This window comes from Mesorhizobium sp. B2-4-2 (assembly GCF_006442845.1).
In the GTDB taxonomy this organism is placed as follows: Bacteria; Pseudomonadota; Alphaproteobacteria; order Rhizobiales; family Rhizobiaceae; genus Mesorhizobium.
In genome coordinates this window covers 503,513-524,390 of the sequence record NZ_VFVM01000002.1, presented here as the reverse complement: position 1 = coordinate 524,390, position 20,878 = coordinate 503,513, and the positions used below count along the sequence as shown (strand labels likewise).

Genomic DNA, 20,878 nt, shown 5'->3' with positions numbered 1-20,878 from the left:
GCGCATGGGAGGGGGAAAATGACACCACTGGCAAGTCTGCTGGCATTGGCACTTGCTCTGGTTCTGCCGATGTCTTCGGCGCAGGCCGCCATGCCCGAAACCGCGGCCGCTCTGTTCGAGGCCAAAACCGTGGTCGCGCGCGACACGGCGCTCTCGACGCTGGAGGCAGCCGCATCCACCGACCCGGCATCCGCCTATGCCGCCGGCGCCGGCGAATTCTTCACCGCGCTGGAATTGCTGGCCAGCGGCCTGCACCGCCACGGCTTCGAGAGCCCGCGATCCTTCATGCTGCCGCTGATGCGGCTGCCTGTGCCGGAAAACCCGAACCCCGAACCGCTGACCTACGAACAGTTCCGCGCCATATTGGTCGCCTTCCGCAACCGGCTCGAGAAATCCGCAGCCACGCTGGGCTCGGTGCCTGCCGATGCCGATATCGGCATTGTCATCGACCTCACCCAGGTCGGCATCGACCTCGACGAGGACGGCACGATCGCGCCGGACGAAAGCATTGCCGCCATAATGGCCTCGCTGTCGCGCGGCGTGGCGCCCGACGATGCCGCGCCTGCGCTCACCTTCCGCTTCGACCGCGCCGACGGTTATTGGCTGCAGGGCTATGCCGAGTTCCTGATGGCGCAGGCCGATTTCTGGCTGGCGCATGATTTCAGGAGCACGTTCGACGGTTCCTTCCACATGCTCTTCCCGCGCGCAAAACTGCCGTTGCAGGACATCCTCGTTCCGCCGGCTGGCGACATGGGCAGCAGCATCTTCTCCTCGGAATGGCGCATCGCCGATTTCATCTCGCTGGTGCATCTTGTCAACTGGCCGGTGGTCGAGCCCGAGCGGCGGCAGGCGGCGCGCCGTCACCTGCTGGAGATGATCCGGCTGTCGCGCGAGGACTGGAAGGCGATCCGCGCCGAGACCGACAATGACCGCGAATGGCTGCCGGGACCGCAACAGAAGGGCGAAAACCCGCTCACCGGCCTCGAAGTCGGAGAGCAGCAGGTCGCGGCCTGGCTCGCCACCTTGACCATGGCCGAGGACCTGCTCGAAGGCCGCGTGCTGCTGCCGCATTTCCGCATCACCGGCAAGGGCATCAACATGAAGCGCTTCTTCGACGAGCCGAAACCCTTCGACCTGGTGCTGTCGATCACCGGCCCGGCCATCGCGCCCTATCTCGAAAGCGGCAGGATCCTGACCAGCGACGATTTCGACCAGATCCAGAGCGAGTTCGGCGGCGGTGGCTTCCTGACGTTTGCGCTGTGGTTCAACTGAGGGCCCAAGAGGGCTGCGTTCCTGGGCGGTCAGCGCCAGCCCCCCACCCGGACCTGCGGTCCAACCTCCCCACAAGGGGGAGGTAGAAGCTCCATTGCAAACCCTAGAAAATCGCGCCTTGGTACAGCACCGCTTCCGCCTCCTCCGGCGCGAACCGCCGCGCCAACACGGTGGCCGATCAATGGTCGCCGCGAAACCGCGGTACGGGCCGGTTATCTGCGGCGGGCGGGTAGCAGTTTTGGGGCGACGCGCTGGGCCTTCTCGGGAGTACGGAATGACACGCGCCACCGTCGCGGCCCCGCTGAAACGGCCATTCGCTTCAATTAGCGAGAGCTGTTTTGCTTGACTCGGCCGTTAAAAGCAGGCAGCAAAATACTCTTGGAAGGGCTGCAATACCGCGTTCATGGTCGTGGACGAGCCTTTTTTGGCACAAAGTCCACGTCTCTCGGTTGGTTTTGAGAGGGATTGGTTAACCAACTTTGTCCATATTTTGAAGCAATCGGCAACCAAAGACAGGCGCGGCAAACGCGTCGGGGACCACCTGGGATCACTCACAGAATGGTCGTCGCGGCTATCACAGCCGCGGACGTGGGAGCCGATTGGAGCAAGATTGGTTGAATGGCGTTCTTGAGTAAGAAAATTGTCGGGGACAGGCGTTGGGACGGCGAAGCTGCCGACAACGCGTCACGTGCCTCATCCTTCAACTCTAAGCGGATCGTCCGCTGGGTCGCCGTGCCCGGCGTCAGCGCTGCCGTTGGCCTGTGGCTGGTCGGGACAATGGCTGGTCTGAGCTCAGTCGGCGCTTCGCTGTGGTCGACGTCGAGTGTCCTGCCGCAGAGGCTGGCCATGCCGGGCTCGCTCGCTCTTGCCGATCCGCTGAAACAGCATTTCCTGATGCCCGCTGCGCCATTCGCACTGGCCAACGCCGATGGCGGCACGCAGGCGCTGCAGAACCACGCCGTGCAATGCGGCTCCGGATGCTTCAGGCTGGCCGCGCTCGCTCCTCGGGCGGAAAAGTCGGCGCGCCTCGTGGCCGCGTCCACGGCACACCCTGTCCCGGTCGCCAAGACGACCTCGCAGGAGCGCTTCGAGCGCATGGAAGCATCTCTCTCGCCAAGCAAGCTCGCCGCCGCCTTCGCCAACGCGGCCAAGCCCGTGGCCACGGCCGGCGCACCCGCCCGTCCTATCATCTCGACCTCCGCTCCACAGGTCGCCAAGGCATCGCTGGTGCCGGGCGCCAAGCTCATCGCCAGCCTGTCTGAAGACTTGCCGGCACCCGCGGCGGAGCGCTTCGCCCGGATCGACACCGGCTCGGTGGTTGTTCAGACAGCGCCGCAGCCGATGCATTTTGCCCAGCCGGATGCCGGCACGCCGGACAATTCGCAACTGGCCCTCGCGCTCGCCCGCTCGCTGCCGGTCGAGGACGAGGCATTCGCCTCGCCATTGCCGATGACGGAGTCTTCGGCCGATGTCGCGGTTTCGCCTGTTGAAACCCAGCAGGAACAGCCGGGCGACGCCGCGGCCTTGCCCGACGCGCTCACCGATGACGTGCCGCTGCCGACCCGTCGGCCGCAATTCGACGCGCCGGAGCCGTTGAAGTCCGTGGAGCAGGAAAAGCCGACTCAACAGCCCAAGGTCGTGCAGCAGAAGCCGGCACCTCAGACAAAGCCGGTCCAGCAAGCCCAGCCGGCAAAGCCGATCCAGCAAGCCCAGCCGGCAAAGCCGATCCAGCAAGCCCAGCCGGCAAAGCCGGCCCGGCAGGGCCGGCCGGCGGATGGCGGCGACGCGTTGGCCTATGCAAAGCCAGACACGCCTTCGGGCGGCCTCGGTCAGGCGTTCAGGAACCTGTTCAACGCGCCGGGCGGCTCCAGGAGCGGAGCCGGCAGCGGTGTCGCCATCTATGACATCAGCGCCAAGACCGTCTACATGCCCGACGGTTCGAGGCTCGAAGCGCATTCGGGCATCGGCGCCATGGCGGACCAGCCGCGCTATGCCGATCAGAAGAACCGCGGACCGACACCGCCCAACACCTACAATCTGTCCTTGCGCGAGTCGCGCTTTCATGGTGTCGAGGCTTTGCGTCTGACACCCGTCGATGGCCGCAATAAATACAACCGCGACGGGCTGCTGGCCCACACCTACCTGCTTCGGGGCCGCTACGCACAGTCCAGTGGATGCGTCGCCTTCAAGGACTATGCGCGCTTCCTCGCCGCCTTCAAGAAGGGCAAAATCAAGCGCCTCGTCGTGGTGCCGCGCCTGAACGGATCGCCGACACGCGTGGCGGACAACGCACGCGGCGCCTGACCGCAATAGGCAGGCATCACCGGCACTTGCCTCCTCCTGACAGCCTTCTGTCAGGAGCCGCATCTGGTGGTGCGCCTCGGCTGATCGCGCTCTTTCCATTTTCGCCAAGACCTCCCATATTCCGGCCATGGCCAAATCCACCGAAAAGAGAACGCCGTCGACGGCGAATGACGACCGCGCCGCGCCTAAGCGGCGCAGCCCGCTGACCGATTTCCTCGACGCCTCGGAACCGCTGCACAAAGGCGGCTTCGCCGAGATGCCGCAGCCCGAACTGTCCGGCACACCGCTCACCGGTTCGGTCGCGGACTGGGCCGAGCAGATCGAGCAGGAAGCCGAACGCGAAGGGCGCCAGGCCGGCAAGGACGGCGGCAAGTCGCCGAAGCCGTCGAAGAAGATCCCCGAGCGCTCCGCGGCGCCCGGGCGCACGGCGCGTGGCACCTCGATGGGCGGCGCGGCGACAGCCCGCGAGCGCGCGGCGGCCGGCCTCAATCCCGTCGCCGGCCTCGACGTCTCGCTCGAGGAAGCCGAGACGATGACGTCGAGCGGCGTCACCGCGACGGTGGCGGCTCTCTCGGCATTGATTGAATCCGGCAATCCGCTGCACAAGGACGGCGTGCTGTGGACGCCGCACCGGCCTGCCCGGCCGGAAAAGTCCGAGGGCGGGATCATCATCAAGATGGTGTCGGATTTCGAGCCGGCCGGCGACCAGCCGACCGCCATCAAGGACTTGGTCGAGGGCGTCCAAAACAACGACCGCACGCAGGTGCTGCTCGGCGTCACCGGCTCGGGCAAGACCTTCACCATGGCCAAGGTGATCGAGGAGACGCAGCGTCCCGCCTTGATCCTGGCGCCGAACAAGACGCTGGCGGCGCAGCTTTATTCCGAGTTCAAGAAATTCTTCCCGGACAATGCGGTGGAGTATTTCGTCTCCTACTACGACTATTACCAGCCGGAAGCCTACGTTCCGCGCACCGACACCTTCATCGAGAAGGAATCCTCCATCAACGAGCAGATCGACCGCATGCGCCACTCGGCGACGCGCTCGCTGCTCGAACGCGACGACGTCATCATCGTCGCTTCGGTCTCCTGCATCTACGGTATCGGCTCGGTCGAGACCTATACGGCTATGACCTTCCAGATGCAGATCGGCGACCGGCTCGACCAGCGCGCTCTGCTCGCCGACCTCGTCGCCCAGCAATACAAGCGCCAGGACATCAATTTCGTGCGCGGCTCGTTCCGCGTGCGCGGCGACACGATCGAGATCTTCCCGGCCCACCTTGAGGATCGCGCCTGGCGCATCTCCATGTTCGGCGACGAAATCGAGGCGATCACCGAATTCGACCCGCTGACCGGCCAGAAGACGGGCGAGCTGAAAAGCGTCAAGATCTACGCCAATTCGCATTATGTGACGCCGCGCCCGACGCTGAACCAGGCCATCAAGTCGATCAAGGAAGAGCTCAAGCACCGTCTGGTCGAGCTCGAGCGCGCCGGCCGCCTGCTGGAGGCGCAGCGTCTGGAACAGCGCACCCGCTTCGACCTGGAAATGCTGGAAGCCACCGGCTCCTGCGCCGGTATCGAGAACTATTCGCGCTATCTCACCGGCCGCCAGCCGGGCGATCCGCCGCCGACCCTGTTCGAATATATTCCCGACAACGCGCTGGTCTTCATCGACGAAAGCCACGTCACCGTGCCGCAGATCGGCGGCATGTATCGCGGCGACTTCAGGCGCAAGGCGACGCTTGCCGAATACGGCTTCCGCCTGCCTTCCTGCATGGACAACCGGCCGCTGCGCTTCGAGGAATGGGACGCCATGCGCCCGCTCTCGGTCGCTGTCTCGGCAACCCCCGGCGGCTGGGAGATGGAGCAGTCCGGCGGCGTGTTCGCCGAGCAGGTCATCCGACCGACCGGCCTGATCGACCCGCCGGTCGAGGTGCGCCCGGCCAAGACCCAGGTCGACGACGTCGTCGGGGAGATCCGGGAGACGACCAAGGCCGGCTACCGCACGCTGGTCACCGTGCTGACCAAGCGCATGGCCGAGGACCTCACCGAATATCTGCACGAGCAAGGCGTGCGCGTGCGCTACATGCACTCCGACATCGACACGCTGGAGCGTATCGAAATCCTGCGCGATTTGCGCCTCGGCGCCTTCGACGTGCTGGTCGGCATCAACCTTTTGCGCGAAGGCCTCGACATTCCCGAATGTGGCTTCGTCGCCATACTCGACGCCGACAAGGAAGGTTTTTTGCGCTCGGAGACGTCGCTGATCCAGACCATCGGCCGCGCCGCCCGCAATGTCGACGGCAAGGTCATTCTCTATGCCGACCAGGTCACCGGCTCGATGGAACGCGCCATGGCCGAAACCAACCGCCGCCGCGAAAAGCAGATGGAGTGGAATGCCGCCAACGGCATCACGCCGGAATCGGTCAAGTCGCGCATCTCCGACATTCTGGATTCGGTCTACGAGAAGGACCATGTCCGCGCCGATATCTCGCAGTTCACCGACAGCGCCGGCGCCATGATGGGCAACAACCTCAAGGCCCATCTGGACGCGCTGGAGAAGCAGATGCGCGACGCCGCCGCCAACCTCGATTTCGAGAAGGCGGCCCGCATTCGCGACGAGATCAAGCGGCTGCGTGAGATGGAGATGTCGATCTCCGACGATCCGCTGGCCAAATACGCCGATATGGAAAGCCCGGTCTCGGGCCGCGAAAAAGGCAAGCACAACAAGGGCGTGGCCAGGCATCGTACATCGGAGGAACAGGAGCGTTTCCGCAGGCTCGACGAAGCACGCGCCGCCGAAGAGGCAGCCAAGGCTGCCCGGCCCAACCTCTTCCGCAAGCCCGATCTCGACGAGATGGGTGCCGATGGCGCGGTGCCGGTGAAGAAGCCGCTGTTCGCCAAACCGTCGATCGACGATATGGGTCCCGGCACCGACATGCCGACGCCGGCCGGTGCGGTGTCGCGCTCGCTGTTCAAGAAACAATCGGCGTCCGAAGCACACGGCTCGGATTTCGGCATTCCCGGCGAGCCGACCAAACCGCTGTTCAAGAAAAACTCTCTCGACGAGATGACCGTGCGCCGCACCGAGAAACCGGTCGAGGGAAAAGTGCCGGCGAAGCCTCAGCCGATCTCTCCCGTTGTTGGGGCCGGCAGGACAGACGGGGGCGCGAAGGAACGCGAGGACAAACCCGTCGTGCGCCAACGCGCCGGCATTGGTTCTTATGAAGACCCCGGCGACGCCCGCCGCGAAAAGCGCCGGCCCGCGAAGACAGGACGGCCCGGAAAGTAGTTCGTTCGAAAGGCCGGCGGGACGGCGCCCCCTCTGTCCTGCCCGTCCTCCGCAGCAGCTGCGCTGCAGCTGCGGAGGGTGGACCGGACATCTCCCACGAGTGGGGAGATTGGCAGCTTCAGCGCCCCGCTCGACACTACCCTCCTCTTGCCCAGCGCATGACCTTTGGTGTACTCAGTCCCCACACCCAAACGTCTTGAAAGGAGGGCTGCGTGTTTATCGATCACCATCGTCAGCGTGGCCCGATTTCCGCCCTGCGAGCTTGCTTGCAGGGCTGACCAGGGACGGTCCGGGTTTTTCCCGCTTCGATTTTTTGGTCTGCCCTTCGTGGTGCGCATTGCCGAGCCTGATGGCCGCTTGCGCACTGACAAAGTGCATTGAGCCGGACTTTCCGGATAGACCAGAGAAATCGACATGGCCCTGATCAGCCTCAAATCCCTCGGCGTCACGATGAGTGCGCCGCTCTTTTCCAATCTCGACCTCACCATCGGCAGCGGCGACCGGCTCGGCATCGTTGCCGCCAACGGTCGCGGCAAGTCGACCTTGCTCAAATGCCTGGCCGGCGAGATGGAGCCGACCTCCGGCGACATTACCCGCACGCGCGGCTTGCGCGTCGGCCATGTCGAGCAGTCCGTTCCTGCTGCCCTGCTTGGCCGCAGCTTTCATCAGGTGGTGGCTGACGCTTTGCCGCCCGAGCAAGCCGAAAGCGAACTATGGCGTGTCAATGTGGTGCTGGATTCGCTCGACGTTCCTGAGGCGATGCGCGAGCGAGAGATGCAGGCGCTGAGCGGCGGCTGGCAGAGGCTGGCACTGATCGCGCGTGTCTGGGTCACCGATCCCGACATGCTGCTGCTCGACGAACCGACTAACCATCTCGACCTTGCCCGCATCAGCCAGCTCGAAACTTGGCTGAACGCGCTACCGCGAGAGGTGCCGGTGGTGATCGCCAGCCACGACCGCGCCTTTCTCGACGCCGCCACCAACCGCACGTTGTTCCTGCGCCCGGACCAGTCGCCGGTGTTTTCCCTTCCCTACTCCCGCGCCCGGCAGGCCCTCGATGAGGTCGATGCCTCGACCGAGCGAAAATTCCAGCGCGACATGAAGGTGGCGCAGCACTTGCGACGCCAGGCCGCCAAGCTCAACAATATCGGCATCAATTCGGGCAGCGACCTTCTCACGGTCAAGACCAAGCAGCTCAAGCAGCGCGCGGAGCGACTTGAGGACGCGGCGGCCCCGGCGCATCACGAGAAATCGGCGGGGGCGATCCGGCTGGCCAATCGCGGCACGCACGCCAAGGTGCTGATCACGCTCGACGACGCGGCGGTGGAAACGCCTGACGGCACGCTCTTGTTCAGGACCGGCAAGCGCCACATCTGCCAGGGCGACCGCATCGTGCTGCTTGGCCGCAACGGCGTTGGCAAGTCGCGCTTCGTCACGCTGATCCGCAACGCCATTATCGAACCCGACACGGTTCAGAACGTGAAGGTGACGCCGTCGACGGTGCTCGGCCACAGCGACCAGGCGCTGTCCGGCATCGGCGGCGACGATACGCCACTGGCCATGGTGTCGCGCCGTTACGATGTCGGCGAACAGCGCGCCCGCTCGCTGCTCGCTGGCGCCGGCGTCGGCATCGAGATGCAGGAGAGAAAGATCGGCGTCTTGTCCGGCGGGCAGAAAGCTCGGCTGATGATGCTGGCGCTCAGGCTCGCCAACCCCAACTTCTACCTGCTCGACGAGCCGACCAACCATCTCGACATCGACGGCCAGGAAGCGCTGGAGGAGGAATTGCTCAAGCACCAGGCAAGTTGCGTGCTCGCCTCGCACGATCGCTCCTTCATCCGTGCCATCGGCAACCGCTTCTGGCTGATCGAGAGGCGGCGGCTGACCGAAGTCGACGATCCCGAGGAGTTCTTCCGCTCAGTGGCTGAAGGGGCGGGATAGATCGGATTGTAAGTTATCCGCTTACAGGTCCTTGAATCTTGTAAGCGATCTGTTTACATACGTCATGATCAAGTCTTTCAGGAACAAGGCCCTGTCAGAGCTCTTTCAAGCCGGGAAAACCGGCAAGATCGACGCCAAGATGCACAAGCGCGTTCTTGTCCGGCTTGACCGCCTGGAAGCTTCAGAAAAGCCCGAGGAGATGAACCTTCCTGGCTTTGCCTTCCATGCGCTGAGAGGCTTCGATCCCATCCGTTACACGGTCCACGTCAACGGCCCGTGGTGCATCACGTTTGAATTCGACGGCAAAGACGCCGCCCGCGTCGATTTCGAGCAATACCACTGAGGCGGCCAGATTGGAGAAGTTCGACCTATGAGCGTGCACGAGCCGACGCGTCCTATCGAGCGCTGTCCCTCCCACCCGGGAGCGCTGCTTGAGGACATTATCCCGGCAACTGGAAAGACCAAGGTGGAAATTGCAAACCTGCTCGGCATCTCCCGGCAGCAGCTCTATGACATCATCCGCGAAAAGAAGCCGGTTTCACCGGCTGTAGCCGCCCGCCTTGGGAAGCTGTTCGGCGACGGGGCCGCGATCTGGCTTCGCATGCAGGCAGCTTTCGATGCCTGGCATGCCGAACGTGAGGTGGATGTTTCGGCTATTCCGACGCTCAAGGTCGCGTAGGCGGTGGCGCTCGAATGAGAAATTAAACGCTGCGAGAAAAATCGACGACCTGTCGGATCGCCTGAACCTGCCTCGTCCTTGGGATGCCGACACGATGATGCCGGCGCCAACCCAGGGAGAATGCATCATGTCCGTCCTTTCCTCCATCGGCCGCATCGCAACCCGATATGCGGCGGCGCGTGCCCGCCATCGCAGCGAGCGCATCCTGCTTTCGCTGCCCGTCGAACTGCGCAAGGACATCGGCTTTCCAGAACTCTTCGACGCGCAGAACAGCCGCCGCTCAGCCGCCGTCCCGGCCAGGGTCATATGAACGGCCGAGCCATGCGTCTATTGCTGGAGTTCGCCGGTCGCCCGGCCAGTCCGGGCCCGGCCCACGAGAAAAATTTCAAGCCCATGTAGGACCGCCGTCACCTCACGCGTCCTATGTCCGCAAGGCCAAATCAAACGTGAAGAGGAACACGCAATGACCGACCAGACCCCTGTTCAGCCCAAGGCGAAAGTGCTCGGCGGATTGACCCCCTATCTGCAGGTGGACGGCGCCTTCAAGGCTGCCGAATTCTACCAGAAGGCGTTCGGCGCCGAACAGGTCTTTGCCTACCCCGCGGACGAAAAAGGCCGCACGATGCATGTCCACCTCCACATCAACGGCTCGACGCTGATGTTGGGTGACGCCTATCCCGAGCACGGCCACCCGCACCAGGCGCCGCAGGGCTATACGCTCCAGCTTCATCTCGGCAGCGACGAGATCGACGGCTGGTGGCAGCGCGCGGTCGACGCCGGCTGCGAGATCGTGACGCCGCTGCAGGTGATGTTCTGGGGCGACCGCTGGGGCCAGGTGAAGGACCCTTTCGGAGTCGCATGGGCGATGAACGCTCCAGTGGAGCAATAACCGTCGCAATTCGATAGCGGGCGTCAGCACTCTCGGCGAGAAGTGCGCGCCCACCTGCCCCGGGTCGCATCCCTGCCGGCCCGGCGCCGGATGCAGCAAACAAGGAGATTGCCATGTCCTATGTCGACGGTTTCGTGCTTGCCGTGCCAAAGGCAAAACTCGACGATTACAAGAAGCTGGCCAACACCGCCGGCGCCGTCTGGAAGGAACACGGCGCGCTCGCCTATGTCGAGTGCGTCGGCGACGATGTGCCTTATGGCGAGGTCACGTCGTTTCCACGCGCCGTGCAGGCCAAGGACGACGAAGTCGTCATCTTTTCCTGGATCGTCTACAAATCCAGGCAGGACCGCGACGCGGTCATGGCCAAGGTGATGGCCGATCCACGATTGCAGCCGGATATGTCGACAATGCCGTTCGACGGCAAGCGCATGATCTTCGGCGGATTCCAGACGTTCATGGAATTGTAGGCAACGCACTTGGGCGGAGCGGGAGCGCTCCGCCGGAAATGCCGAGCCGCATTAAGCCAGTCTGTCCAGCAGAGGCTTCAGCCTGTCGCCGTAGCGCTTCCACAGGTCGACCGAGCCTTGATACATCGGCTGGCGCACCTGCGCGGCGGAAGCCGTGCGCACCGGCCGGTCGGTCTGGTGGAACGACAGCACGGCATCGTCCCATGGCAGCCCGAGATAGTTGATCAGCGCCCGGCTCTGGCCTTCCTGGTCGGCGACGAAATCCTCGTAGCGCACATCGTGCACGACGCCAGGCAGCACCTTGTGCCAATGCGCCATGATGTCCGTGTAGAGATTGTGGAAATCGGCGAGTTCGCCCAGATCATAGCCGTAGCGGTGGCTGTCGCCGCGGAAATGCACCTTGTAGATCGAAAGGCAGGTTGCCGCCGCATCGCGGGCGCAATGGATGATCCTGGCCTTTGGCATTATCATGTGGATGAAGCCGACAAGCAGGAAGTTGCCCGGCATCTTGTCGGTGACGTGGCGCATGTGCGGATAGCGGGCATGCAGCATGTCGAGATAGGCGCGTCCCGCCTCGGCAAAATCCGTATCGGGCGCATCCGAAACGCCCCAGGGGAAGCCGCCGGGCATGGTCGCCGGGAACTGCCTGCCGACCGCCGTCTTCAGGATACCGAGCTCGCCGGCCCCGTAGACCTGCGGATGGCTGGCGATGATCTGCTCGACCAGCGTCGTGCCGGAACGAGGCATGCCGACGACGAAGATCGGCGTGTCGTCGGAGATCGGGCTCGGCCTGTGCTTCTGGAAGAAATCCCTGTCGAACACCGTTTTCATAGCCTCGAATTCGGCGCGTGTCTTTTCCGCGTCGTAGTCGATGCCCTTGCGGCGGATGGCATTGCCTTCGGCGAAATAGTCGAAGGCTCTGTTATAATCCTTCAGATCGTCGTTGACCTTGCCGAGGCCGAAGGCAAGCTGCATGCGCGCCAGGCTGTCCGGCAGCGCCTTGGCGTGCTGGGCCTCCATCCCGGTCAATTCGGCATCGCGCTCCTTCTGACGCTTGACCTGCGTCAGCATCAGCCAGGCGCGCGCCATGCCGGGATCGGCCGCCAGCGCCTGCCGGAACAGGTCGGCCGCCTCGTCGAGCTCGCCTTTTTCCATCAACCCGACGCCCAGCCCGTGCAGCAGTTCGGCGTCCTTCGGACGGATCGACAGCGCCTCGCGAAAGACGGCCAGCGCCTCGTCCAGGCGCCCCGCTTCCTGCAAGGTTTCGGCAAGCCCGATGCGGGCGCGGAAATGGAAGGGATTGCGCGCGACCGTGCCGCGATAGATCTCCTCGGCGCCCTCGAACTGCCCAAGCTGTTTCAGTGACGAGCCGAGATTGTCGCGCGCCGCGAGCTGGTCCGGCCGCAGCGCCACCGCGCCGCGGAAGAAGTCGGCGGCCGCCGCGACACGGCCGAGATCGCGCATCACCGTGCCGAGGTTGTTGAGGAAATCCGGATTCTTCGGCTGCAAGCGCACCGATTGCTCGAGGAGACCGAGCCCCTCGGCGCTGCGCCCGGTCTGGTGCAGCAAAAGACCGAGAAAATGCGCAGCCGCCGCATGGTTGACCTTGTGCGTCAGCACTTGCCGATAGAGCGCCTCGGCCTCTTGCCGCCGCCCCGCCTGATGCAGTTGCAGCGCCCTCTGCACATGCTGGTCGAGACTCGACGGCGGCTGTCCGCCCGAGCCGGAGTTGGCGCCAGCACCCGCCGCTCGTCTCTGATCTCTGTTAATGGGAAACCTGCCGTGTTTGTCCGCCTGCCGCGATCTAGGCCATTGGCGCGGCGGGTTCAAGGCTTTGCTTGATTTCTTGCGCTTGCCATCGGCGCGGACAAGATCAAATCAGCCGGTTGGTCTCGGCCGTCTGCCTGGCGCGCCGAACCGTTCCGTCAGTATCGGCGATCGTCCGCCTTTCAGCCTCGTCGCTCCTGACGGTCAGCCGCGCCGACTTGACGATCATAGGTTTGCCGGTACGCCCGATGGCGACGGCATATGCGGTGGCCGGCCTGATGGGCGGGTTGATCGCTGTGGTATTGCCTTTTGAGCTTCTCGCAGAAACCATGGTTTTTGTCCTTTTTGGAGAAATAAAACGCAAATTTCGGGAGTGGACCCCAAAATGATTTTTTGAGAATTTTTGGAAAATATCATCAAACCATAGCAGAGTTTTTCAAAAAAACGCAGCAATCTTTTTCCTTTGGCTACTTATTTTTCCAAATCTTCTTGAAAACCATGCAAAGTCGAGCTACATATATACGAGCGTTTGGGCCAGAATTGGCATTTCGCGGCGTCAGAGGTTCTCGACCCGCCAATCTCACTCCAAATCATCGATATCGGCAGCGCGGCGCATTTGCTCCGCGACCGTTCTCATTCTTCGAAAGATACCCATGAACACCGGAACCGTGAAATTCTACAATGGCCAGAAGGGTTTTGGCTTCATTCAACCAACCGACGGCGGCAAGGACGTTTTCGTCCACGTCAGCGCATTGGAACGCGCGGGCTTTCCTGGCCTCGCCGAAGGCCAGAAGCTGCAATTCGAGTTGGAGCGTGATGCCAAGGGCCGCGAGTCGGCCGCCAATTTGCAACTGATCTGATCCGGCCGAATTCGATGACCGCTGACCACGGATGTACTGGCAGCTCTCGAAAATGGCTTATTTCCAGCGATTGCCGGAAATAGGAAAGCGGGGCTCGTCCCCGCTTTTTTGCTTTGAGGCTCTCCGCCTCGCATGTCGCCACAGGGCTTAAAACATCAAGGCAGGACAATGCCGGACCGCACGACCCATTCCGTCGCACATTTCATGGCTCCTTTCGTACTCGGCGGGCTGGAAGGGCAACTGCCGGCGGGCGACTACGACATCGATCACGACGAAGAGCTGATCGAGGGCATGTCGCGGCTTGCCTGGCGCCGCGTCGCCACCTTCATCCATTTGCCGGCAAGGGCGGTGAAAAACCCGACCACCAGTCAACTCGTCGCCATCGATTACCTGGACCTCGAAACAGCGCTGAAGCGCGACAGGGAGAATGCAGCATGATCCGTTTCCAGCAGAATGCGCGTCCGCGCACCGACACGCCCTCGCATCTCTTCGCCGTCGGCCAGACCGTGCGCATGAAGAGCCGCACAGGGCTCCTCAACAAGACTGCGGAGCTGTTCGAGATCAAGAGCAGGCTGCCGGTCAAGGACGGCTCCCCGCAGTACCGCATCCGCAGCGAGCAGGAGACCCACGAGCGGGTCACCACGGAAGACAATCTCGAACCAGCCGACAATCCGATTGGTGACAATCCGACTGTTGGCAACAATCCGGCGGTCTGAGACCCCCGCGCCGCCAGACCACCAGCACGAGGAGCAGACAAGATGGCCAAGGGTCAACAGCGCAGCAACCGCGAAACACGAAAGCCCAAGAAGGACAAGGTGGTGGCCAAGCCCGCCTCCCCGTTCGGCTCGTCGGTCAAGCAGGCCGAGAGCGGCCTGAAGCCTAAATCGAAGAGCTGATCGCGGACGACTTCTTCCGCGCCCATCCCTGCCGCAGAATCTCCTGCCGGAGAATCTCCCTGGCGGAACAACGCATCATGGAGGCGTCCTTGAATTTCGTCATCGAGTTTTACCGATCGCGCGAAGCCGAGGAAGCGACGCTCGACAAGGTGTCGCTGGAAGCCCCTACCCTGCGCGCAGCCTGGCAGGGCGCCACCGCGCTCTTCCATACGCTCGCAATGCCGCAAATCCCCGACCGCGTGCGCATCTGCGATGAGCACGGCAGCAAGCTTTACTCCGGGCCGGCCGACGGCGCCTATCCATCCGCGTTGTGACCGTCACACGTCCCCGAAATTTGTTTTAGACGGCATCCGCGTTTTCCCAAGGTGCGGAAAAGACGAACACCCGGCCTTTCAGCAGCGGCCCCCGCCAACGATGCGGTAGTCGGCGGCGCGTGCCTCGCAGGCGTTGGGGAAGGTTCGCAACTCTCCGCCGCGCCGGGCGCAGACCGGCGCGTATTCGCGGGTGCAGAAAGTCTGCTCGCCGCCACCCTCGCCGCCGTCACGGCAGGGACCGTCGCGCACGATGCGATAACCCGCCCGGTCGGCAAGACAGGCATTGGCGAAGGTCTGGCGGTCGCCACCGCGCCGGGCGCAGACGGGCTCGTACTGTTTGGTGCAGAATTGCGGTCCCGGCCGCGGCGGCCGTGGCCGCGGTCCCGGGCCGTCGTCGACGACCACTGTACAGGCGGCAAGAACAGCCGACAGGAACAGGACGACAAAACCCTGTCGCGAGAAGATTGCCGCAAGAAACCTCATGATCGTCTCTCCCTCGATCCTCGCCTCGCTGCGTGCCGCTCCAAATACGCAGCTGTTCGGGACAATGATATTCACGAAGCAAAGGCTCAAACCAGTCGCGCTGTTGCGATCCTCCGCATTCCATCGCCGATTGCAACCCTCGTTTGCAGCCGGCTGCTAAAAAGAACGTCGCCTGGATTATCCCGGCGCCTCGCACCGCCAGCCGTCGCCGCCGCTGGCCCATGCGTGACGGGGCTGTGGCCGATGACCCCTCAGGCAACGAGGCCTATTTGCGGCGCGTCGATGCTCGGATTGGTCGATTCATGCGTCGGGACGCGCCCATCGGGGGCGGCCCGCGGCGCTATCTTGCAACCTTCACTTTTCCGTGCGATAAATTCCGTGTTCGGGCATTTGCGACCCGGAGAGCGGAACGTTTTGGACGACCTTTCCCCGATACTGTGAATCTCTGACGGCCCCGTTTTTCGGCGGGGGGTTTGACCATGCGCCAATGCATGACTGCCGAAAGCTACCACCGGGAACTGCCCTCGACGCGAGGTGGCGGGCAGGACCATCAAGACTGAACGGGTGAAGGAGTTTCCCCAATGGCCCAGACCGGCACCGTTAAATTCTTCAACGCGACCAAAGGCTTCGGTTTCATCACGCCCGACGGTGGCGCCAAGGACGTATTCGTCCACATTTCCGCGATCGAGGCCTCGGGCCTGCGCACGCTCGTCGACGGCCAGAAGGTCACCTTCGACGTCGAGCCGGATCGGATGGGCAAAGGCCCCAAGGCCGTCAACCTCCGCGCCGCCTGAGCCATCGGCCAGCAGCACGCCCTTCCTGGCCGTGCGACTGAGGCTCCGAAGCTTGAATGACTTCGGAAGAGGCAAACGAATTTTGAAGGCGCGGCGATTTTCGTCGCGCCTTTTTCATGTCGCAGCGCAGCAAAAATGCTGTCGCCCCAAAGTGGATCCGGTGTCGGGTCAACGACATGCATCATAATGAAAACTTAAAGCGCGACGCGCTTTAAGTGCCCGCAAAACTTTCTCTTGCCGATGACGCTAAAATAAAGGACAAATTTCCATTCGGGCATTTGCCGGCCCGAGACTGGAGTTTATGGGATCAAAGGAGCTTCCCATGCCGCAGACCGGCACCGTCAAATTCTTCAACCATGCCAAAGGGTTCGGCTTCATCACACCGGATGATGGCGCGAAGGATGTCTTCGTTCATATTTCGGCCGTGCAGGCGTCGGGTCTTCCCGGTCTTGAGGATGGGCAGAAAGTGACATTCGACACCGAGCCTGACAAGCGCGGCAAGGGTCCCAAGGCCGTCAACCTGTCGATCGGCTGAGCCTGCTCCGGAACGGCGGCTGTTCTGGCAGGACAGCTTCGCTCCCTGGAGCGTTCGATAGTTGATGCCCGTGCCCTCCGGTCAGGCAAAAATTCGTTCAGCCCCCGTTCAGCCACGGTCTCATATTAATCTTTCGTAAAGCCGGACCGCATCCCCGGAATTCTTACGGGCCGGCACGAAGGAGATCGACATGAACCGAATTTTCAAGACAGCCGTGCTGTCCGCCGCAGTGGTTGCCACCACGTTCGCGGCCTTGCCCGCGGCCAATGCGGGCGATTGGCGTCACCGCCACCATCATGACCATGGCGATGCCATTGCCGCCGGCGTCCTCGGCCTCGCGGCCGGCGCGCTGATCGGCGGTGCGTTGGCCAACCAGCAGCCGCCGCCCCGCGACTACTACGATGATGGCTATTACGATCGCGATGTGCGGATTCGCCCGGCGCCGGTCCGCCGCTACTATGCCGAACCGCAAGTGGTCTACGCCGACCGCTATGCCGAACCGTGGACGCGCGGCTGGTACGACTATTGCTCCGACCGGTACCGCACCTTCAACGCCCGCACCGGCACCTTCACCGGCAATGACGGCGAGCAGCATTTCTGCACCGCTAACTGATCAAGGGCTTCCCTGCCTCAACAAAAGCGCTGACCGCAAGGCCGGCGCTTTTTTGTCAAGCCGGCACCGGCTTCGGCGCGACGCGCTTCACGTCAAAAACGGATTGCTCCGCCGCTCCTCGCCGAAACGCCCGCCCGGACCGTGGCCGCAGATGAAGCCGATGTCGTCGCCGAGCGGCAAAAGCTTGTCCTTGATCGAGGCGATGAGTGCCGCATGATCGCCGCCCGGCAGGTCGGTGCGCCCGATCGAGCCGCGAAACAGCACGTCCCCGACATGGGCGAATTTGGCCGCGCGGTTGTAATAGACGACATGGCCGGGCGCGTGGCCGGGGCAATGCAGCACCTCGAAGAGATGCGAGCCGAACGAGACCGTCTCGCCTTCGGTGAGAAACCGGTCGGGCACGCAGTTGCGCACGCCGGCAATGCCATAGCGCTCGCCCTGGTTCTCAAGATTGTCGAGCAACATCCTGTCGGCCTCGTGCGGGCCGATGATCTCGACACCGAGCGCTTCCTTCAACTCCATCGCGCCGCCGGCATGGTCGATATGACCATGCGTGATCCAGATCGCGCCGGCCGATATCGCATTGTCCTTCAGCGCCGCCAGCACCTTGTCGATATCGCCGCCCGGATCGACGACGACACCGTGCTTGTCGTCCATGTCGAACAGGATCGTGCAATTCTGCTGGAAAGGCGTGACCGGCACGATGCCGGCATTGAGCTGACCCATGATCGTCCTTTCGATGTTCACGCCGTGATGTAGAGGCGCGAGCGAAGGGCGTCCACCCTTGGGATCGGTCGTTCCAAAGCGCGTCGCGTCGAAACGCATTCATGCGGCGCGCTCTGGAAACAGAAATGGGCGGCCGAAGCCGCCCATTTGGCCAGCCCGAGATCGCAGGCTTACTTCTTCATGGCGCCCATGACCGCGCCGATAATGCCGGTCAGGATCGCGCCGCCGCCGGCGCCGCCGACGATGTTCTGCAGGTTGAGCGCGCTGCCCAGACCACTCGTCGCTGCCGCAGCCGCTGCCGGATCGACTGTGCCGCCGAGCAGGCTGCCGAGGATCGCCGCGCCGCCGACGCCGCCAATGGCGCCGCCCAGGATCTTGGGAAGCTGCCCCAGCGCCGCCGTCTTGATCGCCGCGCCGACCGCCTGACCACCGATGATGCCTGTAATGATCTGAACGATGATCGGAAGAAGCGTATTCATGTCCATCTTACCAGTCCCTCCATAGCTGCCAGCCTCCCGGGCCGACACCATCATGGAGACGCTGAATTCGGCGAAAGTCAAATGCAGAAACGCTGAAATAAAAGGGGCGGCCCGAAAACCGCCCCTGCTTGCGTGAAAAGCTGTGACTTTCGTTATTCTGCGGCGATCGCGTGCTTCGGCTGAACGGCCGCAGAATAGTCATTCATCAGAGTCTTGGCGATCTCGCCGACCTCGAATCGGTACGGCCCGATCTCCGAAACCGGGGTCACTTCCGCTGCCGTTCCAGTCAGGAAGCACTGCTCGAAGCCCTCGAGTTCTTCCGGCATGATGGCGCGCTCCACCACCTCCAGGCCGCGGTCCTTGGCGAGGCCGATGACCGTGCGGCGGGTGATGCCGTCGAGGAAGCAGTCCGGCTTTGGCGTGTGGATCCTGCCGTCCTTGACGAAGAAGATGTTGGCGCCGGTGGCTTCCGCGACCTGGCCGCGCCAGTCGAGCATCATGGCGTCGGCATAGCCCTTGGCCTCGGCGGCGTGCTTGGACATGGTGCAGATCATATAGAGGCCTGCAGCCTTCGATTTGGACGGCGCCGTGCGCGGGTCGGGCCGGCGCCACTCAGCCATATCGAGACGTATGCCTTTCAGCTTCTGCGCCGGATCGAAGTAGCTAGGCCACTGCCAGATGGCGATGGCGCAATTGATGCGGTTGTTCTGCGCCGAAACGCCCATCTGCTCGCTGCCGCGCCAGGCGATCGGCCTGACATAGGCATCCTTGAAGCCCTGCTTCTTCAGCAGGGTGCTGGAGGCGTCGTTGAGCTCGGCCACCGAATAGGGGATCTTGAAGCCGAGCAGCCGCGCCGATTCATGCAGGCGCTCGGTATGCTCGTTGAGCTTGAAGATCTCGCCGCCATAGGCGCGCTCGCCCTCGAACACCGCGCTGGCATAGTGCAGGCCGTGGGTCAGCACATGGATCTTGGCCTCGCCCCATTGCACGAACTCGCCATTCATCCAGATGAAGCCGTCCAGTTGATCAAAGGGAACGGATGCCATGGTAACCTCCCGCGGGCGGCAGCCCGCATATCGTTGTTCGTTGCGTGCTCTTGTCGGCCGCGCCAACTGGTTGGGGCGCCTGCCGCTGTCTGGAAAGGTAGGCGGATAATCGTGCTCTGGCAAACTCAGGAAGTTCCGGAAAACCCGGCCTGTCTTGCCTTTTCGTTCGCAATCCGCCCAAAACCTTGTCAAAAATTACCATTGCAGAGAAATTACGTCAATAGTACTGACATAATCTTCCCTGCCCATGGAGAAAAGATGACGGATCGAAGCCGAGCAGCCGGGACACCGATCAGGACCGCGATGTCAATCGAGGATGGCATTGATTTCGCCCTCATCGAGCTGTTTTTCTTCGCCTATCGCGATTTCACCTCGGATCCCGATCAGATCCTGGCCGACTATGGCTTCGGCCGCGCCCACCACAGGGTGCTGCATTTCGTCAACCGCAGGCCGGGCCTGACGGTCGCCGAACTGCTCGATGTCTTGAAGATCACCAAGCAGAGCCTGGCGCGCGTGCTGAAGCAGCTGATCGACACCGACCATGTCGTGCAGTTGCAAGGGCCGCGCGATCGTCGCCAGCGCGAACTGTATCCGACCGCCAAGGGCCGCGCGCTGGCGCTGGCGCTGGCACGGCCACAGTCGCGCCGCATCCATGCTGCATTGGAAGATTCCGGAGCCGCCGAACGGACCCAGGTGGAACGCTTCCTCGAAGCAATGGTCAATCCGGAACTGAGAGCCCAGATCGACGTTGGGTCCGCAAAAATGTCAGGGAAAAGCCATGGAGAGCACTGAACGCGCTGATCACGCGGCCGCACCGGACGACGATGCGCCGCATTTGCTTGTGGTCGATGACGACACCCGCATCCGCAACCTGCTCAAGCAATATCTGACCGAAAACGGTTTTCGCGTCACCGTCGCCGGCAATTCGGGCGAAGCCCGGCGCAAGCTCGCCGGTCTCGACTTCGATCTTCTTGTGCTGGACGTGATGATGCCCGGCGAAAACGGCGTCGATCTGACCAAGGCGCTGCGGGCCGAGAAGAACGTGCCGATCCTGATGCTGACGGCGCTATCGGAGACCGATAGCCGCATCACCGGCCTGGAGGCCGGCGCCGACGATTACCTGCCAAAGCCTTTCGATCCGCGCGAATTGATCCTGCGCATCAACAACATCCTGCGCCGCGGCGGCCCTGCGACCACGCCCAAGGTGGAGCAGCTCGTCTTCGGTCCCTACACATTCCAGATCGCCAGGCGCGAATTGAAGCGTGGCGGCGAGGCGCTGAAGCTGACCGATCGCGAGCAGGAGATCCTGGCGATATTCGCCGCGCGCGCCGGCGAAACCATTCCACGCCACGAACTGGTCGGCGACGAATCGGATGTCGGCGAACGCACCATCGACGTCCAGATCAATCGGCTGCGCCGCAAGATCGAGCGCGATCCCTCCAATCCGGTCTGGCTGCAGACGGTCCGCGGTATTGGGTATCGGCTCAGCGTCGAATAGACTACCGCCTTCGGCCTGCCTGACGG

25 protein-coding genes are annotated in these 20,878 nt (G+C 63.1%); 19 read left to right on the top strand and 6 right to left on the bottom strand.

Annotated features, from left to right (window positions below):
• Positions 1-18 precede the first annotated feature (18 nt).
• From FJ942_RS06255 to FJ942_RS06215, 9 genes are all read left to right on the top strand, one after another.
• On the top strand, positions 19-1,272 hold the full coding sequence (locus FJ942_RS06255) for a hypothetical protein (protein WP_140631861.1): 1,254 nt from the start codon (positions 19-21) through the stop codon (positions 1,270-1,272).
• 618 nt (positions 1,273-1,890) lie between these two features.
• Positions 1,891-3,576: a DUF2778 domain-containing protein gene (locus FJ942_RS06250; RefSeq protein ID WP_140897362.1), complete on the top strand. Its 1,686-nt coding sequence runs from the start codon at positions 1,891-1,893 to the stop codon at positions 3,574-3,576.
• Positions 3,577-3,703: 127 nt separating this feature from the next.
• Positions 3,704-6,865, top strand: coding sequence for an excinuclease ABC subunit UvrB (gene uvrB / locus FJ942_RS06245; RefSeq protein ID WP_140897361.1), 3,162 nt, complete (start codon positions 3,704-3,706; stop codon positions 6,863-6,865).
• 414 nt (positions 6,866-7,279) lie between these two features.
• On the top strand, positions 7,280-8,806 hold the full coding sequence (locus FJ942_RS06240; RefSeq protein WP_140897360.1) for an ABC-F family ATP-binding cassette domain-containing protein: 1,527 nt from the start codon (positions 7,280-7,282) through the stop codon (positions 8,804-8,806).
• Positions 8,807-8,870: 64 nt separating this feature from the next.
• The gene (locus FJ942_RS06235; protein ID WP_140897359.1) at positions 8,871-9,149 is read left to right on the top strand and encodes a type II toxin-antitoxin system RelE/ParE family toxin; all 279 of its coding nucleotides are present in this window, start codon (positions 8,871-8,873) and stop codon (positions 9,147-9,149) included.
• A 27-nt stretch (positions 9,150-9,176) separates the two neighbouring features.
• On the top strand, positions 9,177-9,485 hold the full coding sequence (locus tag FJ942_RS06230) for a HigA family addiction module antitoxin (protein WP_140567050.1): 309 nt from the start codon (positions 9,177-9,179) through the stop codon (positions 9,483-9,485).
• A 127-nt stretch (positions 9,486-9,612) separates the two neighbouring features.
• On the top strand, positions 9,613-9,795 hold the full coding sequence (locus tag FJ942_RS06225; RefSeq protein ID WP_140495993.1) for a hypothetical protein: 183 nt from the start codon (positions 9,613-9,615) through the stop codon (positions 9,793-9,795).
• 153 nt (positions 9,796-9,948) lie between these two features.
• The gene (locus tag FJ942_RS06220) at positions 9,949-10,374 is read left to right on the top strand and encodes a glyoxalase/bleomycin resistance/extradiol dioxygenase family protein (protein WP_140495994.1); all 426 of its coding nucleotides are present in this window, start codon (positions 9,949-9,951) and stop codon (positions 10,372-10,374) included.
• 113 nt (positions 10,375-10,487) lie between these two features.
• Positions 10,488-10,841: a DUF1428 domain-containing protein gene (locus FJ942_RS06215; protein WP_140495995.1), complete on the top strand. Its 354-nt coding sequence runs from the start codon at positions 10,488-10,490 to the stop codon at positions 10,839-10,841.
• 51 nt (positions 10,842-10,892) lie between these two features.
• Here the strand turns inward: FJ942_RS06215 and FJ942_RS06210 are convergent, their stop codons facing one another.
• Together FJ942_RS06210 and FJ942_RS06205 are read right to left on the bottom strand one after the other, a co-directional pair.
• Complete coding sequence (locus tag FJ942_RS06210; protein WP_140897358.1) at positions 10,893-12,527, bottom strand: tetratricopeptide repeat-containing sulfotransferase family protein; 1,635 nt, start codon at positions 12,525-12,527, stop codon at positions 10,893-10,895.
• Positions 12,528-12,714: 187 nt separating this feature from the next.
• Positions 12,715-12,939 (bottom strand): hypothetical protein, encoded by a 225-nt coding sequence (locus FJ942_RS06205; protein WP_140897357.1) that lies wholly within the window; start codon positions 12,937-12,939, stop codon positions 12,715-12,717.
• A gap of 322 nt (positions 12,940-13,261) precedes the next feature.
• Between FJ942_RS06205 and FJ942_RS06200 the strand changes: the two genes are divergently transcribed.
• The 5 genes from FJ942_RS06200 to FJ942_RS06185 all read left to right on the top strand — a co-directional run bounded on the left by FJ942_RS06200 (position 13,262) and on the right by FJ942_RS06185 (position 14,678).
• Positions 13,262-13,468: a cold-shock protein gene (locus tag FJ942_RS06200; RefSeq protein ID WP_140495998.1), complete on the top strand. Its 207-nt coding sequence runs from the start codon at positions 13,262-13,264 to the stop codon at positions 13,466-13,468.
• Positions 13,469-13,636: 168 nt separating this feature from the next.
• On the top strand, positions 13,637-13,906 hold the full coding sequence (locus FJ942_RS06195) for a hypothetical protein (RefSeq protein WP_140516870.1): 270 nt from the start codon (positions 13,637-13,639) through the stop codon (positions 13,904-13,906).
• Entirely contained in the window at positions 13,903-14,184 is a 282-nt protein-coding gene (locus FJ942_RS06190; RefSeq protein ID WP_140556070.1) for a hypothetical protein, read from the top strand. Before FJ942_RS06195 ends, FJ942_RS06190 begins: the two co-directional genes overlap by 4 nt.
• Positions 14,185-14,226: 42 nt before the next feature.
• Positions 14,227-14,364 carry a hypothetical protein gene (locus tag FJ942_RS28435; protein ID WP_181165218.1) on the top strand — a complete coding sequence of 46 codons (138 nt, stop codon included), beginning with the start codon at positions 14,227-14,229 and terminating at the stop codon, positions 14,362-14,364.
• 89 nt (positions 14,365-14,453) lie between these two features.
• On the top strand, positions 14,454-14,678 hold the full coding sequence (locus tag FJ942_RS06185) for a hypothetical protein (RefSeq protein WP_140897356.1): 225 nt from the start codon (positions 14,454-14,456) through the stop codon (positions 14,676-14,678).
• Between the two features lie 78 nt (positions 14,679-14,756).
• Here the strand turns inward: FJ942_RS06185 and FJ942_RS06180 are convergent, their stop codons facing one another.
• Positions 14,757-15,161: a Kazal-type serine protease inhibitor gene (locus tag FJ942_RS06180; protein ID WP_140516872.1), complete on the bottom strand. Its 405-nt coding sequence runs from the start codon at positions 15,159-15,161 to the stop codon at positions 14,757-14,759.
• A 581-nt stretch (positions 15,162-15,742) separates the two neighbouring features.
• On the opposite strand from FJ942_RS06180, the gene FJ942_RS06175 reads away from it, so the two are divergent.
• The 3 genes from FJ942_RS06175 to FJ942_RS06165 all read left to right on the top strand — a co-directional run bounded on the left by FJ942_RS06175 (position 15,743) and on the right by FJ942_RS06165 (position 17,103).
• Complete coding sequence (locus tag FJ942_RS06175; protein ID WP_006202520.1) at positions 15,743-15,955, top strand: cold-shock protein; 213 nt, start codon at positions 15,743-15,745, stop codon at positions 15,953-15,955.
• A gap of 322 nt (positions 15,956-16,277) precedes the next feature.
• Positions 16,278-16,490: a cold-shock protein gene (locus FJ942_RS06170; protein ID WP_006202521.1), complete on the top strand. Its 213-nt coding sequence runs from the start codon at positions 16,278-16,280 to the stop codon at positions 16,488-16,490.
• A gap of 190 nt (positions 16,491-16,680) precedes the next feature.
• Positions 16,681-17,103: a BA14K family protein gene (locus FJ942_RS06165; RefSeq protein ID WP_140516874.1), complete on the top strand. Its 423-nt coding sequence runs from the start codon at positions 16,681-16,683 to the stop codon at positions 17,101-17,103.
• An 87-nt stretch (positions 17,104-17,190) separates the two neighbouring features.
• Here the strand turns inward: FJ942_RS06165 and FJ942_RS06160 are convergent, their stop codons facing one another.
• The 3 genes from FJ942_RS06160 to FJ942_RS06150 form a co-directional block, all read right to left on the bottom strand.
• Positions 17,191-17,829 (bottom strand): MBL fold metallo-hydrolase, encoded by a 639-nt coding sequence (locus FJ942_RS06160; protein ID WP_140496004.1) that lies wholly within the window; start codon positions 17,827-17,829, stop codon positions 17,191-17,193.
• Positions 17,830-17,999: 170 nt separating this feature from the next.
• Positions 18,000-18,314 (bottom strand): hypothetical protein, encoded by a 315-nt coding sequence (locus FJ942_RS06155; protein WP_140496005.1) that lies wholly within the window; start codon positions 18,312-18,314, stop codon positions 18,000-18,002.
• A 146-nt stretch (positions 18,315-18,460) separates the two neighbouring features.
• A complete protein-coding gene (locus FJ942_RS06150; protein WP_140496006.1) occupies positions 18,461-19,354 on the bottom strand; it encodes a branched-chain amino acid aminotransferase in 894 nt (297 codons plus the stop codon).
• A 258-nt stretch (positions 19,355-19,612) separates the two neighbouring features.
• On the opposite strand from FJ942_RS06150, the gene FJ942_RS06145 reads away from it, so the two are divergent.
• Together FJ942_RS06145 and FJ942_RS06140 are read left to right on the top strand one after the other, a co-directional pair.
• Positions 19,613-20,146: a MarR family transcriptional regulator gene (locus FJ942_RS06145; RefSeq protein WP_181165219.1), complete on the top strand. Its 534-nt coding sequence runs from the start codon at positions 19,613-19,615 to the stop codon at positions 20,144-20,146.
• On the top strand, positions 20,133-20,852 hold the full coding sequence (locus FJ942_RS06140; RefSeq protein ID WP_140496007.1) for a response regulator transcription factor: 720 nt from the start codon (positions 20,133-20,135) through the stop codon (positions 20,850-20,852). Before FJ942_RS06145 ends, FJ942_RS06140 begins: the two co-directional genes overlap by 14 nt.
• The last annotated feature ends 26 nt before the right edge of the window (positions 20,853-20,878 follow it).